General features: G+C 54.3%; 16 protein-coding genes. 8 read left to right on the top strand and 8 right to left on the bottom strand.

Annotated elements, in window-relative coordinates:
* The first annotated feature begins 7 nt into the window (after nt 1-7).
* The 4 genes from accA (at nt 8) to tilS (ending at nt 5,001) form a co-directional block, all read left to right on the top strand.
* On the top strand, nt 8-967 hold the full coding sequence (gene accA, locus ACWKXX_RS14590; protein ID WP_003856154.1) for an acetyl-CoA carboxylase carboxyl transferase subunit alpha: 960 nt from the start codon (nt 8-10) through the stop codon (nt 965-967).
* 100 nt (nt 968-1,067) lie between these two features.
* Nucleotides 1,068-3,200 (top strand): lysine decarboxylase LdcC, encoded by a 2,133-nt coding sequence (locus ACWKXX_RS14585; RefSeq protein WP_261666430.1) that lies wholly within the window; start codon nt 1,068-1,070, stop codon nt 3,198-3,200.
* A 66-nt stretch (nt 3,201-3,266) separates the two neighbouring features.
* Nucleotides 3,267-3,656: a VOC family protein gene (locus ACWKXX_RS14580; protein ID WP_003856151.1), complete on the top strand. Its 390-nt coding sequence runs from the start codon at nt 3,267-3,269 to the stop codon at nt 3,654-3,656.
* A 58-nt stretch (nt 3,657-3,714) separates the two neighbouring features.
* Complete coding sequence (gene tilS / locus ACWKXX_RS14575) at nt 3,715-5,001, top strand: tRNA lysidine(34) synthetase TilS (RefSeq protein ID WP_086524269.1); 1,287 nt, start codon at nt 3,715-3,717, stop codon at nt 4,999-5,001.
* A gap of 26 nt (nt 5,002-5,027) precedes the next feature.
* Here tilS and rof read toward each other — a convergent pair whose 3' ends face one another.
* On the bottom strand, nt 5,028-5,288 hold the full coding sequence (gene rof, locus ACWKXX_RS14570; protein WP_003856148.1) for a Rho-binding antiterminator: 261 nt from the start codon (nt 5,286-5,288) through the stop codon (nt 5,028-5,030).
* Complete coding sequence (locus ACWKXX_RS14565) at nt 5,275-5,475, bottom strand: YaeP family protein (protein ID WP_003856146.1); 201 nt, start codon at nt 5,473-5,475, stop codon at nt 5,275-5,277. The genes rof and ACWKXX_RS14565 overlap by 14 nt, the downstream gene beginning before the upstream one ends.
* A 195-nt stretch (nt 5,476-5,670) precedes the next feature.
* On the opposite strand from ACWKXX_RS14565, the gene ACWKXX_RS14560 reads away from it, so the two are divergent.
* Genes ACWKXX_RS14560 through nlpE form a run of 3 tightly spaced genes read left to right on the top strand, consistent with a single transcriptional unit; the run spans nt 5,671 to nt 7,367 of the window.
* Nucleotides 5,671-6,216, top strand: coding sequence for a YaeQ family protein (locus ACWKXX_RS14560; RefSeq protein WP_003856144.1), 546 nt, complete (start codon nt 5,671-5,673; stop codon nt 6,214-6,216).
* On the top strand, nt 6,213-6,629 hold the full coding sequence (gene arfB, locus ACWKXX_RS14555) for an alternative ribosome rescue aminoacyl-tRNA hydrolase ArfB (RefSeq protein WP_006810027.1): 417 nt from the start codon (nt 6,213-6,215) through the stop codon (nt 6,627-6,629). The genes ACWKXX_RS14560 and arfB overlap by 4 nt, the downstream gene beginning before the upstream one ends.
* Before the next feature lie 39 nt (nt 6,630-6,668).
* The gene (gene nlpE / locus ACWKXX_RS14550) at nt 6,669-7,367 is read left to right on the top strand and encodes an envelope stress response activation lipoprotein NlpE (protein ID WP_017383734.1); all 699 of its coding nucleotides are present in this window, start codon (nt 6,669-6,671) and stop codon (nt 7,365-7,367) included.
* A 45-nt stretch (nt 7,368-7,412) separates the two neighbouring features.
* Here the strand turns inward: nlpE and proS are convergent, their stop codons facing one another.
* The 6 genes from proS to metN all read right to left on the bottom strand — a co-directional run bounded on the left by proS (nt 7,413) and on the right by metN (nt 12,992).
* Complete coding sequence (proS, locus tag ACWKXX_RS14545; RefSeq protein WP_003856138.1) at nt 7,413-9,131, bottom strand: proline--tRNA ligase; 1,719 nt, start codon at nt 9,129-9,131, stop codon at nt 7,413-7,415.
* Nucleotides 9,132-9,243: 112 nt separating this feature from the next.
* Nucleotides 9,244-9,951, bottom strand: a complete 708-nt coding sequence (gene tsaA / locus ACWKXX_RS14540; protein WP_017694476.1) for a tRNA (N6-threonylcarbamoyladenosine(37)-N6)-methyltransferase TrmO — start codon at nt 9,949-9,951, stop codon at nt 9,244-9,246.
* A complete protein-coding gene (rcsF, locus tag ACWKXX_RS14535; RefSeq protein ID WP_015572735.1) occupies nt 9,948-10,352 on the bottom strand; it encodes an Rcs stress response system protein RcsF in 405 nt (134 codons plus the stop codon). Before rcsF ends, tsaA begins: the two co-directional genes overlap by 4 nt.
* A gap of 106 nt (nt 10,353-10,458) precedes the next feature.
* The gene (gene metQ, locus ACWKXX_RS14530; protein ID WP_003856132.1) at nt 10,459-11,274 is read right to left on the bottom strand and encodes a methionine ABC transporter substrate-binding lipoprotein MetQ; all 816 of its coding nucleotides are present in this window, start codon (nt 11,272-11,274) and stop codon (nt 10,459-10,461) included.
* Between the two features lie 40 nt (nt 11,275-11,314).
* The gene (locus ACWKXX_RS14525) at nt 11,315-11,968 is read right to left on the bottom strand and encodes a methionine ABC transporter permease MetI (protein ID WP_003856130.1); all 654 of its coding nucleotides are present in this window, start codon (nt 11,966-11,968) and stop codon (nt 11,315-11,317) included.
* Nucleotides 11,961-12,992 (bottom strand): methionine ABC transporter ATP-binding protein MetN, encoded by a 1,032-nt coding sequence (gene metN, locus ACWKXX_RS14520; RefSeq protein WP_006810022.1) that lies wholly within the window; start codon nt 12,990-12,992, stop codon nt 11,961-11,963. Before metN ends, ACWKXX_RS14525 begins: the two co-directional genes overlap by 8 nt.
* A gap of 188 nt (nt 12,993-13,180) precedes the next feature.
* Between metN and gmhB the strand changes: the two genes are divergently transcribed.
* Entirely contained in the window at nt 13,181-13,747 is a 567-nt protein-coding gene (gene gmhB, locus ACWKXX_RS14515) for a D-glycero-beta-D-manno-heptose 1,7-bisphosphate 7-phosphatase (protein ID WP_017694475.1), read from the top strand.
* Nucleotides 13,748-13,877 lie beyond the last annotated feature (130 nt).

Genomic DNA, 13,877 nt, shown 5'->3' with positions numbered 1-13,877 from the left:
GAATACTATGAGTCTGAATTTCCTTGATTTCGAACAGCCGATTGCAGAGCTGGAAGCGAAAATCGATTCTCTGACAGCCGTGAGCCGTCAGGATGAAAAACTGGATATTAACATCGACGAAGAAGTGCATCGTCTGCGCGAAAAAAGCGTAGAACTGACGCGCAAAATCTTTGCCGATCTCGGCGCATGGCAGATCGCCCAGCTGGCGCGTCATCCACAGCGTCCGTACACCCTGGATTATGTCCGCCTGGCGTTTGACGAATTTGACGAACTGGCAGGCGACCGCGCATACGCTGACGATAAAGCTATCGTCGGCGGTATCGCGCGTCTGGATGGACGTCCGGTGATGATTATTGGTCATCAGAAAGGCCGTGAAACCAAAGAGAAAATCCGTCGTAACTTCGGTATGCCAGCGCCAGAAGGCTACCGTAAGGCCCTGCGTCTGATGGAGATGGCTGAGCGTTTCAATATGCCTATCATCACCTTCATCGACACGCCGGGTGCTTACCCGGGTGTTGGCGCTGAAGAGCGCGGTCAGTCTGAAGCTATCGCACGCAACCTGCGCGAGATGTCTCGTCTGAAAGTGCCGGTCATCTGTACCGTTATCGGTGAAGGTGGGTCCGGCGGTGCGCTGGCAATTGGCGTGGGCGATAAAGTGAATATGCTACAATACAGTACCTATTCCGTTATCTCTCCGGAAGGCTGTGCCTCCATTCTGTGGAAAAGTGCCGATAAAGCGCCGCTGGCTGCCGAAGCGATGGGCATTATTGCCCCACGTCTGAAAGAGCTGAAGCTGATCGACACCGTTATCCCTGAACCGCTGGGTGGCGCGCACCGTAAGCCGGAAGTGATGGCTGCTTCCCTGAAAGCGCAGCTGCTGGCAGACCTGGCGGACCTGGACGTGCTGAGCACAGAAGATCTGCTCAACCGTCGTTATCAGCGTCTGATGACCTACGGTTACGCGTAAGCCTCACAATTATCCTAAAAGCCGCACATTGTTGCGGCTTTTTTTATACCTGCCGTTTACCTTAACTATGCTTATCTGATGTTTTTCAAGGAGGTAAACCATGAACATCATTGCCATCATGGGGCCACACGGCGTCTTTTATAAAGACGAACCCATCAAGGAGCTGGAGCAAGCCCTTAAAGCACGCGGATACCAGCTGATCTGGCCGCAAAACAGCGCCGACCTGCTGAAATTTATCGAACACAATCCGCGCATCTGTGGCGTGATATTCGACTGGGACGAATACGACATGGAGTTGTGCAGCGATATCAATAAGCTCAACGAATATCTTCCGCTGTACGCGTTTATCAACACTCACTCGACCATGGACGTGAGCGCGCATGATATGCGTATGGCGCTGTGGTTCTTCGAATACTCACTCGGCGTTGCCGAGGACATTGCGACCCGCATTCAGCAGTACACCGGTGAATACCTCGATAACATCACACCGCCGTTCACGCGCGCGCTGTTCACCTATGTGAATGAAGGGAAGTACACCTTCTGTACGCCAGGCCACATGGCGGGAACAGCCTATCAAAAAAGCCCGGTGGGATGTCTGTTCTACGATTTCTTTGGCGGTAACACGCTGAAGGCGGATGTGTCGATTTCGGTCACCGAGTTAGGCTCTCTGCTGGATCATACCGGCCCGCATCTGGAAGCCGAAGAGTACATCGCCCGGACCTTTGGCGCCGAGCAAAGCTACATGGTGACCAACGGTACCTCAACCTCGAACAAAATCGTCGGGATGTACGCCGCGCCTGCCGGCAGTACGCTGCTGATTGACCGCAACTGCCATAAATCACTGGCGCATTTGCTGATGATGAGCGACGTGGTGCCGCTCTGGCTGTCGCCTACGCGTAATGCGCTGGGTATTCTCGGCGGCATTCCTCGCCGTGAATTCGCGCATGAAGCCATTGAAAATAAGATTGCGGCGATCCCCGAGGCAAGCTGGCCTGTGCATGCGGTGATCACCAACTCCACCTATGACGGGCTGCTTTACAACACGAACTGGATCAAGCAGACGTTGGACGTGCCGTCGATCCACTTTGACTCCGCGTGGGTGCCTTACACCAATTTCCACCCGATTTACTCGGGTAAAAGTGGGATGAGCGGCGAGCGGGTGCCGGGCAAGGTGTTCTTCGAAACGCAGTCGACGCACAAAATGCTGGCCGCGTTTTCCCAGGCGTCTCTTATTCACATCAAGGGCGAGTACGACGAGGACACCTTCAACGAAGCCTTTATGATGCACACGACCACGTCGCCGAGCTACCCGCTGGTGGCGTCCATCGAAACGGCGGCGGCGATGCTGCGCGGTAATCCGGGTAAACGCCTGATCAATCGTTCGGTGGAACGGGCGCTGCATTTCCGAAAAGAGGTTCAGCGACTTAAAGATGAAGCGGACGGCTGGTTCTTTGATATCTGGCAGCCGGAAGAGATTGATGAGGCAGAATGCTGGCCCGTCGCGCCGGGGGAGAGCTGGCACGGTTTTCGGGATGCCGATGCGGACCACATGTTCCTCGATCCGGTTAAGGTGACGATCCTGACGCCGGGCATGGATGAGCAGGGCGTGATGGGTGAGGAAGGGATCCCGGCTGCGCTGGTGGCGAAGTTCCTTGATGAGCGCGGCGTGGTGGTGGAGAAAACCGGCCCCTATAATTTGCTGTTCCTGTTCAGCATCGGGATCGATAAAACCCGCGCGATGGGGCTGTTGCGCGGACTGATGGAGTTTAAGCGTGCATATGATCTGAACCTGCGGGTGAAGAATATGCTGCCGGATCTCTACGCGGAAGATCCTGACTTCTATCGCAATATGCGTATTCAGGATCTGGCCCAGGGGATCCACAGGCTGATCCGCCAGCACGATCTGCCGCGCCTGATGTTGCAGGCATTTGATGTTCTGCCTGAAATGAAGCTGACGCCGCACTGGGCGTGGCAGCGCCAGGTGAAAGGGGAGGTTGAAACCGTTGAGCTGGAGAACCTGGTCGGGCGGGTATCGGCCAACATGATCCTGCCTTATCCGCCGGGCGTGCCGCTGCTGATGCCGGGTGAAATGATCACCGAGGAGAGCCGGGCGGTGCTCGATTTCCTGCTGATGCTCTGTTCGGTAGGGCGCCACTATCCGGGCTTTGAAACGGACATTCATGGCGCGAAACGCGATGATAACGGCGTGTACTGGGTGAGAGTCCTAAAATAAAAGGGTCTGCTTGCCAGGGGCGGGTTGTCGGTTGTAACGTTCAGGGCATCATAAAAAGGAGAAACTATGCTGGGTTTAAAAGCGGTTCATCATATTGCGATCATTGCCACCGATTACGCGAAAAGTAAGGCATTCTACTGCGACGTTCTCGGCTTTACGCTGTTAAGCGAGGCCTACCGAGAGGAGCGCGACTCCTGGAAAGGCGATCTGGCGTTAAACGGTCAATATGTGATTGAACTGTTCTCTTTTCCTTTCCCGCCAGCGCGTCCTTCGCGCCCGGAAGCCTGCGGCCTGCGCCACCTGGCCTTCAGCGTCGATGACCTGGACAGCGCGGTAAAACATCTGGAAGCCCACGGCGTGGCCTGTGAAGCGATTCGTGTCGATCCCTTTACCGATAAACGTTTCACTTTTTTCAACGATCCGGACGGGCTGCCGCTGGAGCTTTACCAGCAGTAATCGCCGTCATGTGTGATAATGCCCGTTCAGTTCGGGCATTTTTTATGTGTAATTTCCTATGACCTTACCTGCTATCGCGCACGCCGTTTCACCCTACCGCCAGCTGCTGGTGGGGTTCAGCGGTGGCCTGGATTCCACCGTTTTGCTGCACCGCCTTAAGCTCTGGCGCGACCGTGAGCCTGACGTCCAGCTGCGGGCGATGCATATCCATCACGGCTTAAGCCCCCATGCCGACGACTGGGTGGCGCACTGCGAAGCGGTGTGCTCAGGGTGGGCGATCCCGCTGATCGTTGAACGCGTCACGCTTGAGGATGAGGGGCTGGGTATTGAGGCGCAGGCGCGGAAAGCCCGCTACGCCGCGTTTTCCGGCGCATTACAGCAAGGGGAAGCGTTGGTCACCGCGCAGCATCTGGACGACCAGTGCGAGACGTTTTTACTGGCGCTCAAGAGGGGCAGCGGGCCTGCGGGGTTATCTGCCATGCCTGAGCGCGCAGATTTTGCTGAAACAGAGCTCATCCGCCCGCTGCTAGGTGAGACGCGCGCATCACTGGAAGCCTGGGCGCAGCAGCATCATCTGTGCTGGATTGAAGACGAGAGCAATCAGGACGACAGTTACGACCGTAACTTCCTGCGCCTGCGCGTCTTACCGCTGCTGAGTGAGCGCTGGGCGCATTTTTCCGAAGCGGCGGCCAGAAGCGCCATGCTGTGTGCTGAACAGGAAAGCTTGCTGGATGAGTTGCTGAGCGAGGAGCTGGATACGCTGACTACCGCTGACGGTGCCCTGAACATTGCGCCGTTGAAGGTGATGAGCCCCGTGCGCCGGGCTGCTCTGATTCGTCGCTGGCTGGCTTACCACCGTGCGGTTATGCCGTCCCGGGCGATGCTCAACCGTATCTGGGAGGAAGTTGCACAGGCGAGGGAAGATGCTGCCCCGTGTATACACCTGAATGGTTATGACGTCAGGCGCTATAAAGGGCAACTCTGGTGGGTAAAATCTGTGCCGTCGCTGGCTGACGTTGTGCTCGACTGGCCGTCGCCGGAAAAAGCATTAACGCTACCGATGAATGGCGGTGTCGTTGCGTTAAGCCATTCGGGCAATGTGCGTCTACCTGAGCCGGACGAGAACGTCACTATACGCTTCAGGGCCAGCGGCATGCTGCATATCGTCGGACGTAACGGCGGGCGTAAGCTGAAGAAAATCTGGCAGGAACAGAACGTTCCGCCCTGGCGACGTGATACCACGCCGCTTCTGTTTTACGGCGACACGCTCATCGCGGCGGCAGGGGTGTTCATCACTGAAGAGGGGTGGGCTGAAGCGGGAGTTAATTTTGAATGGAAAGCGTAACGGGCAGCCTGGCTGCCCGTTGGTTATCAGGATTCGCTCACCACAACGGTGCCGATTTCCGGATGGCTGAAACTGGCAATTTTGTCGAGGCGTAGCTCACGCGTTGCACCTGCATCTTCCACAACCAGGTATTCCACATTTTTACGGGAAACCAGATCGCTGGCCTTTGCCTTTAGCACTTCGCCATCTTTTAGCTCCAGCGTCAGTATTAAATGATGCTGGCAGGCGAGTTCGAGGTTGTCATAGTCATCACAATTGATGGGTTGATAGGTATCATTCATCGACATAATCGCTCACCAGTAAATTCGCCGCAGCATACGCTGCTTTTTCCCTGACCGATTCAGAAAGGCTCTCATCAGAGGCCACTTCATTTAGCACGTTCAAAACACAGCCCAACGCATCCGGAATGTACCCCAGATCTCCGCTGGCGATCTCCGCATACCGTCTGCGAATCAACTCACAATAATTATTCACATCACCTCCTGCCAGCGTACTGACTTACTGTGAGATATCATTAAGCCTACGAAGTTAAACTCGGTTTAGCAAGGTGACTATACCATACTCATTTAAGCAATATCAGCGCCTTGATAAGAGGGAGCCACCACCTCGTAACAGCCTTTTGTCGCGGTTTTCGCTACAATGTACGCCTGATTCGAAAGGAGTTCTCTCATGGCGCTGAAAGCGACAATTTATAAAGCTGTGGTCAATGTGGCGGATCTTGACCGTAACCAGTTTCTGGATGCGTCATTGACGCTGGCGCGTCATCCTTCTGAAACCCAGGAGCGCATGATGCTGCGCCTGCTGGCGTGGATTAAGTATGCCGACGAGCGTCTGCAATTTACCCGTGGTTTAAGCGCGGAAGATGAACCGGAAGCCTGGCTGCGCAACGATCATCTGGGTATCGATTTATGGATTGAGCTTGGCCTGCCGGATGAACGCCGGATCAAAAAGGCCTGCACCCAGTCTGCTGAAGTGGCGTTGTTTGCCTACAACCAGAGAGCGGCGGAGATCTGGTGGCAACAAAATAAAAATAAATGTGCGCAGTTCAAAAATCTTACCGTCTGGTATCTGGATGATGAACAGCTGGCGCAGCTGAGTGCGTTCGCCAGCCGGACGATGGCGCTACAGGCGACGATTCAGGACGGCGCCATCTGGCTTTCCGATTCTCAGAATAATCTGGAAATTCATCTCACGGCCTGGCAGCCCGCATCATGATTGTATTGTCCCGAAACGTCAGCATCCCTGATAACGAGCTGGAGATCACCGCCATCCGGGCCCAGGGAGCAGGGGGACAGCACGTTAACAAGGCCTCAACGGCTATCCATTTGCGCTTTGACATTCGGGCCTCCAGCCTGCCAGAGTATTATAAAGAAAGCCTGCTTGCCGCCAGCCATCACCTGATCACCAGCGAGGGTGTGATGGTGATTAAAGCGCAGGAGTATCGCAGCCAGGAGCTTAACCGGGAAGCGGCAATAGCCCGGCTGGTCGCGGTCATCAAAGAGCTGACGGCTGTACAAAAAAGTCGCCGGGCAACACGTCCAACGCGGGCATCGAAAGAACGTCGGTTGTCATCGAAGGCGCAGAAATCCACTGTAAAATCACTGCGTGGCAAAGTCCGTCACCCATAATGTGACGAAAGGGATACCCTTTTTCATAAGGAAAGTATTGTGAAAAAAGCATTATTATCAGCGCTGGCCGTGACAAGCCTGTTCGCGCTTTTTGGCTGTAATAACCGTTCAGAAACGCAGGTACTACAGCCAACGCAAAATGAAGAATTAAAGCCGATGCAGCAAAGCTGGCGCGGCGTATTACCGTGTGCAGATTGCGAGGGCATCGAAACCTCTCTGTTCCTGCAAAAAGATGGCACCTGGGTCATGAACCAGCGTTACCAGGGGGCGAAAGAACCGTCTTCTTTTGCATCTTACGGAACATGGGCGCGTACGGCTGAGAAGCTGGTATTGACGGATACCACGGGCGATAAAACCTTCTTCCGCGCCAAAGGCGAGGGGATGGAGATGCTCGATCGCGAAGGCAATCCGATTGAATCCCAGTTCAACTACACGTTGGCCCCGGTGAAAGCGACCCTGCCAGCCACCCCAATGGCGATGCGAGGGATGTATTTCTACATGGCGGATGCGGCGATCTTCACTGACTGTGCAACCGGGAAGAAAGTCAGCGTGGCGAACAATGCCCAGCTGGAGCGAGACTATGCCGTCGCGCGCGGCAACGACAGTAAGCCAGTGTTGCTGACGGTTGAAGGGCATTTTACGCTGGAGCCAAACCCGGATAGCGGCGAGCTGGTGAAAACGCTGGTGGCAGATAAAGATGCGAAGTTTGCTGCGGGGAAAGACTGCGAAAGCAAATAAGATATAGCCATTAAAAAACCCCGCACTGGCGGGGTTTTTTGTTTCTTAACCTTTGATGGCTTTCACCAGGTAATCAAGAATATCTCCCGTCTTGATCATCTGTTTTTCGCCGTTGCGACGGTATTTGTATTCAATCTCGTCGCTGTCGAGGTTACGGTCGCCAATGACGATGGTGTGTGGAATACCGATCAGTTCCATGTCAGCAAACATCACGCCAGGACGCTCTTTACGGTCATCCATCAGCACGTCGATACCTTTCGCGCTCAGCTCAGCGTAGAGTTTCTCAGCCAGCTCCTGCACGCGGTAAGACTTGTGCATGTTCATTGGCAGGATCGCCACCTGGAACGGCGCGATGTTATCCGGCCAGACGATTCCGCGTTCGTCATAGTTCTGCTCGATAGCGGCAGCAACAACGCGCGTTACGCCAATGCCGTAGCAGCCCATGGTCAGAACCTGGTTACGGCCATCTTCGCCCTGAACGGCAGCGTTCATTGCGCGCGAGTACTTATCGCCCAGCTGGAAGATGTGGCCTACTTCGATACCGCGTTTGATCATCAGGGTACCCTTGCCGTCCGGGCTTGGATCGCCTGCGACCACGTTACGGATGTCAGCCACTTCCGGCGTCGCCACGTCACGATCCCAGTTGATGCCGAAGTAGTGTTTACCGTCGATGTTTGCGCCCGCAGCGAAGTCGCTCATCGCCGCAACGGTGCGGTCAATGACCACCGGAACAGGCATGTTCACCGGACCCAGAGAACCAGGACCTGCATTCACCACGGCGCGGATCTCTGCTTCCGTTGCGAAGGTCAGCGGGCTGGCAACCTGCGGCAGCTTCTCGGCTTTCACTTCGTTCAGCTCGTGATCGCCTCGTACCAGCAGGGCAACCAGTGGATAAGCGCTACCTTCAGCCGATTTCACCAGCAGGGTTTTCACGGTTTTTTCGATCGGCAGAGTAAACTGCTCAACCAGCTCGGCGATAGTTTTCGCGTTTGGCGTATCAACCAGCGTCATCTCTTGCGTTGCCGCGCCGCGTGGTTCTTTTGGTGCCAGCGCTTCTGCAAATTCGATGTTCGCGGCGTAATCAGAGGAGTCAGAGAAGATCACATCGTCTTCGCCGCTCTGCGCCAGAACCTGGAATTCATGGGAGGCGCTACCGCCGATTGAACCGGTATCAGCCTGTACAGCACGGAAATCCAGCCCCATGCGGGAGAAGATTTTGCTGTAGGCCGCGTACATTTTGTCGTAGGTCTCTTGCAGCGATTCCTGAGAAGTATGGAAAGAGTAAGCATCTTTCATCAGGAACTCGCGAGAACGCATGACGCCAAAGCGTGGACGCACTTCGTCACGGAACTTAGTCTGGATCTGGAAGAAGTTCAGCGGCAGCTGTTTGTAAGAGCTCAGCTCGTTACGGATCAGATCGGTGATCACTTCTTCATGCGTTGGACCGAGAACGAATGGACGATCGCCACGATCGGCAATACGCAGCAGTTCAGGACCGTACTGCTCCCAGCGACCGCTCTCCTGCCACAGTTCAGAGGGCTGAACGACCGGCATTAACACCTCGATAGCACCGGCGTTGTTCATCTCTTCACGCACGATGTTTTCGACTTTTTTCAGGACGCGCACGCCGGTCGGCAGCCAGGTGTATAACCCGGAGGCCAGCTTGCGGATCATCCCGGCGCGCAGCATCAGCTGGTGGCTGATCACCTCGGCGTCGGCAGGTGTCTCCTTCAGAGTGGAGAGCAGATATTGGCTAGTACGCATGTTGTTACGGTTCCATTTCGACGATTGGAACAGGCTGAAACACCAGCCTGACACAAAAAAAGTGGTTTAGTTTACCAGTGTGGCAAAGATGCCAAAAGAGAGGAGAACAAAATTACCTGGGTTCCAGGGCAAACACTTCAAAACCCGCCGCAGTCACGCGCCAGCGCACGTTAAAGTCCAGCAGCCAGACGGCGTACGTATTCCCGGCTTCCTCTTCTTTGCGGTAGGCGGGACGGGGGTCCTGGGCCAGCACTTCAACGATAAAGTCACGCAGGCGAGGATAACGCTTTTCCAGCTCGCTGATTTGCGTTGTAATTTCAGACGTGAAGTGAACCGCCATATCTGCCTGCGGTGCGTCCTGAGCATAGCTTGCCCGGGCATCCGGCAGCGCTTCGGCGAAGGGCAGGTAAGGCTTAATATCTATGACCGGCGTGCCATCAACCAGGTCAAGGCTACCTAACTCCAGGATCACCTGATCTTTCTGACAACGTATGCCTTTCAGCTCGACCAGCGACATCCCGATGGGGTTGGGACGAAAGGTTGAGCGGGTGGCAAAGACACCCATTCTGGCATTTCCGCCCAGACGAGGCGGACGCACGGTAGGACGCCAGCCGCCTTCCATGGTCTGGTGAAACACAAAGACCACCCATAAATGGCTGAACGCCTCAAGCCCGCGCACTGCATCGGCCTGATTATACGGCGCCACAAGATGAAGCTCGCCGCCGCCGTTAATGACCAGACCCGGCTGACGCGGCACGGCGAACTTTTCTTTATAAGGGGAGCGGATAACGCCTATCTGCTCGAACTGAAATGAACTCATTTCGCCGTAATGTTAAGCGCAGAACCGATACATACCGCCTGGCGATAGCAACCTGGTGTGCCGCTGGTGACTTCGCAGCTGTGCAGCAGCACCGCGTTGGCTTTCATTTTCGACGCGTTGATTTGCATACGCTTGCGGGCTGTCGGAATATTGGGTGGGGAGTCCTGATTCGTTGCCTGGCAGGATTCGCCGCTCACTTCGCCCAGTTCACGGAATGGCTTACCGACCAGCTCGTCGGCTTTGGTAATAATACGTACCGGCGCAGCGCGAGGCGCTTTCGGTTTTGCTGGCTCCGCTTTTGGCGGGGTTGCAGTGCTTTGAACAGGTTCAACAGGAGATCTGCTTAGCATAGAACAGCCGCTCAGCATCAGTGCTAAAAAACAGATCGGTAAAGCACGCATAATAATTCCTCAGTGGATAATCAAAACGTCAGATATTGAAGCAGTTGACCGCACAAATGACAAGACGGGCAAATGCCCGTCTTGATGATATTACACTGCCGGGAGATTACCAGCCTTTAACCGCGCCGCCGTTAAACACCTTATTGGCTTCCTGGTACACTTCTTCAGACTGATATGCCTGTATGAATTTCTTCACATTCTCCGCGTCTTTGTTGTCTTCGCGAGTCACGATCAGGTTGACGTACGGGGAATCTTTATCTTCAACGAAGATGCCATCTTTCGCTGGGGTCAGGCCGATCTGGCTGGCGTAAGTGGTGTTGATCACGGCCAGGGCGATCTGCGCATCGTCCAGAGAACGTGGCAGCTGTGGTGCTTCCAGCTCAACAATTTTCAGATTTTTCGGGTTTTCGGTTACGTCCAGAACGGTCGGTAACAAGCCAACGCCTTCTTTCAGTTTAATCAGGCCCACTTTCTGTAGCAGAAGCAGGGAACGGCCAAGGTTGGTTGGGTCGTTAGGGACGGCAACCTGTGAACCCGGCTGGAGTTCATCCAGAGATTTAATTTTCTTGGAGTAACCGGCAATCGGGTAAACGAAGGTGTTACCGACAGCAACCAGTTTGTAGCCGCGATCTTTGATCTGCTGATCCAGGTACGGTTTATGCTGGAAGGCGTTAGCGTCAATGTCGCCTTTGCTCAGCGCTTCGTTCGGCAGAACGTAATCGTTGAAAGTCACCAGTTCAACGTCCAGGCCATATTTCTCTTTAGCGATTTTCTGCGCGGCCTCAGCAACCTGCTGTTCTGCACCGACGATAACGCCTACTTTGATGTGGTTTGGATCTTTTTCGTCCTGACCGCAACCCACCAGTGCCAGCGAGCCAATCAGTGCGCCTACTGCTGCGAAGGTCTTAAATTTAAACGCCATGTTATATCCTTAACTCGTCGAGTTTGTGTTGTTTGTAACGTTATTTATGCGTAACAGCCCGGACGATACGATCGCCAGAGAATTGAATTAAGTAAACCAGCACAACCAGCAATACCAGAACGGTATTCATTACGGTAGCGTTATAGCCAATATAGCCGTACTGATATCCAATCTGGCCTAAACCGCCAGCACCTACGGCGCCGCCCATTGCGGAATAACCGACCAGGGTGATAAGCGTGATGGTTGCTGCGTTCACCAGCCCAGGCAGCGCCTCTGGCAGCAGAACTTTGCGAACGATCTGCATTGGCGTCGCACCCATAGCGCGGGAAGCTTCGATCAGGCCGGTTGGGATTTCCAGCAGGGCGTTTTCCACCATACGGGCGATAAACGGTGCCGCGCCTACGGTCAGCGGAACAATAGCTGCCTGCAAACCAATCGACGTCCCGACGATCACGCGCGTAAACGGAATCATCCACACCAGCAGAATAATGAACGGAATAGACCGGAAAATGTTCACCAGCGCAGAGAGCGTGCGATACAGCTTCGCGTTTTCAATAATTTGACCCGGGCGCGTAACGTACAGCAGCACGCCGACCGGCAGCCCAATCACAAAACCAAAGAAGCCCGATACGAAGGTCATTGCCAGCGTTTCCCAAACGCCGCGAACCAGTAGCCACATCATCGGCTCAGACATAACCCAGTACCTCTACTTTTACGTGATGTTCTTGCAGCCAGGCAATTGCCGCCTGGGTTTCTTCCTGTGTGCCGTGCATTTCCGTCAGCATAATGCCGAACTTCACGCCACCGGCGTAGTCCATCTGCGCACTAATAATGTTGTTATTCACGTTAAAGCGACGCGCGGTTTCGGACAGCAGCGGTGCGTCAACGGACTGGCCCGTGAACTCCATGCGCAGCATCGGGACGCTGTCAGGCGTTGCGTCTGTTTTTAAACGTTCCAGATAATCTTCCGGAATATCCAGATGCAGTGTGGACTGAATGAACTGCTGAGCCAGCGGCGTTTTCGGGTGTGAGAAGACTTCACTCACCGTGTCCTGCTCAATCAGCTCACCGTTGCTGATGACCGCCACGCAGTCGCAGATGCGTTTCACTACATCCATTTCATGCGTAATAAGGAGAATCGTCAGGCCCAGGCGACGGTTAATGTCTTTTAACAGTTCCAGAATAGAGCGCGTGGTGGCCGGGTCTAACGCGCTGGTGGCTTCATCGCACAGCAGCACCTTAGGATTGCTTGCCAGCGCGCGGGCAATGGCCACACGCTGTTTTTGCCCACCGGACAGATTTGCCGGGTAGCTATCATGCTTGTCACCCAGACCAACAAGGTCGAGCAGTTCGGTGACGCGACGCGTAACTTCTTCTTTCGGCGTGTTATCCAGCTCAAGCGGCAGGGCAACGTTGCCGAACACGGTGCGGGATGCCAGCAGGTTAAAGTGCTGGAAAATCATGCCAATCTGGCGACGCGCTTTGGTGAGTTCTTTTTCTGAGAGAGCGGTAAGCTCCTGGCCGCCAACTTCTACGCTGCCTTGGGTTGGGCGCTCAAGCAGGTTAACACAACGGATCAGCGTACTTTTACCCGCACCCGATGCGCCAATGACGCCATAAATCTGACCAGCAGGCACATGCAGGCTGACGTTGTTCAGCGCCTGAATGGTTCGGTTCCCCTGCTGGAACACTTTGGTGATATTGGAAAGTTTAATCATTAGATTATTTTTATCGTAAGTAAGTTAGCCGTGGCATTTTCTTCTGCCAGATACGGGGAATGACCGTAAACAAAATGGATGTTAAGGCATCCAGACGTCTAAATCAATCCACCTCTGTGCGATGAGCACTTTATTGCGCTGCGATTCATGAGATACTAGCTGAACAAGCCTTTTTCAGGAGCAAACCGGTGGCAAAATCTGTACCCGCAATTTTTCTCGATCGTGACGGCACTATTAATGTGGATCACGGTTACGTCCATGAGATTGATGAGTTCGAATTTATCGAGGGCGTAATAGATGCCATGCGCCAGTTGAAAGAGATGGGCTATGCGCTGGTGGTGGTAACTAACCAGTCCGGTATCGCCCGGGGTAAATTCACCGAAGCGCAATTCGAGACGCTGACGGAATGGATGGACTGGTCTCTGGCCGATCGTGGCGTCGATCTTGATGGCATCTATTATTGTCCGCATCACCCGCAGGGAAGTGTAGAGGCGTATCGTCAGACCTGTGATTGCCGTAAGCCACACCCGGGCATGTTTATCTCTGCACAGGAATTCCTGCACATTGATATGGCCGCATCTTATATGGTGGGCGATAAACTGGAAGATATGCAGGCAGCAGCGGCGGCAGGTGTAGGTACCAAGGTATTAGTGCGTACCGGTAAACCGGTCACCACAGAAGCAGAAAATGCAGCCGACTGGGTGATAACTAGTCTGGCAGAACTGCCAAAAGAGATTAAAAAGCACCAAAAATAAGGCGTTTTGGCGAAAAGGTGAGCGGTTGAAATAAAAATGCATTTTTCCGCTTGTCATTCCTCGGCGGCTCCCTATAATGCGCCTCCATCGACACGGCGGATGTGAATCACTTCACAGATAACCCGGTCGG

Source organism: Enterobacter sp. UPMP2061 (assembly GCF_053709615.1).
This window is presented reverse-complemented; position numbering and strand designations above follow the sequence as displayed.

Coding starts and splice junctions, on each gene's coding strand:
- accA (WP_003856154.1), top strand. CDS start 8: ATGAGTCTGAATTTCCTTGATTTCGAACAGCCGATTGCAGAGCTGGAA.
- ACWKXX_RS14585 (WP_261666430.1), top strand. CDS start 1,068: ATGAACATCATTGCCATCATGGGGCCACACGGCGTCTTTTATAAAGAC.
- ACWKXX_RS14580 (WP_003856151.1), top strand. CDS start 3,267: ATGCTGGGTTTAAAAGCGGTTCATCATATTGCGATCATTGCCACCGAT.
- tilS (WP_086524269.1), top strand. CDS start 3,715: ATGACCTTACCTGCTATCGCGCACGCCGTTTCACCCTACCGCCAGCTG.
- rof (WP_003856148.1), bottom strand. CDS start 5,288: ATGTCGATGAATGATACCTATCAACCCATCAATTGTGATGACTATGAC.
- ACWKXX_RS14560 (WP_003856144.1), top strand. CDS start 5,671: ATGGCGCTGAAAGCGACAATTTATAAAGCTGTGGTCAATGTGGCGGAT.
- arfB (WP_006810027.1), top strand. CDS start 6,213: ATGATTGTATTGTCCCGAAACGTCAGCATCCCTGATAACGAGCTGGAG.
- proS (WP_003856138.1), bottom strand. CDS start 9,131: ATGCGTACTAGCCAATATCTGCTCTCCACTCTGAAGGAGACACCTGCC.
- tsaA (WP_017694476.1), bottom strand. CDS start 9,951: ATGAGTTCATTTCAGTTCGAGCAGATAGGCGTTATCCGCTCCCCTTAT.
- rcsF (WP_015572735.1), bottom strand. CDS start 10,352: ATGCGTGCTTTACCGATCTGTTTTTTAGCACTGATGCTGAGCGGCTGT.
- metQ (WP_003856132.1), bottom strand. CDS start 11,274: ATGGCGTTTAAATTTAAGACCTTCGCAGCAGTAGGCGCACTGATTGGC.
- ACWKXX_RS14525 (WP_003856130.1), bottom strand. CDS start 11,968: ATGTCTGAGCCGATGATGTGGCTACTGGTTCGCGGCGTTTGGGAAACG.
- metN (WP_006810022.1), bottom strand. CDS start 12,992: ATGATTAAACTTTCCAATATCACCAAAGTGTTCCAGCAGGGGAACCGA.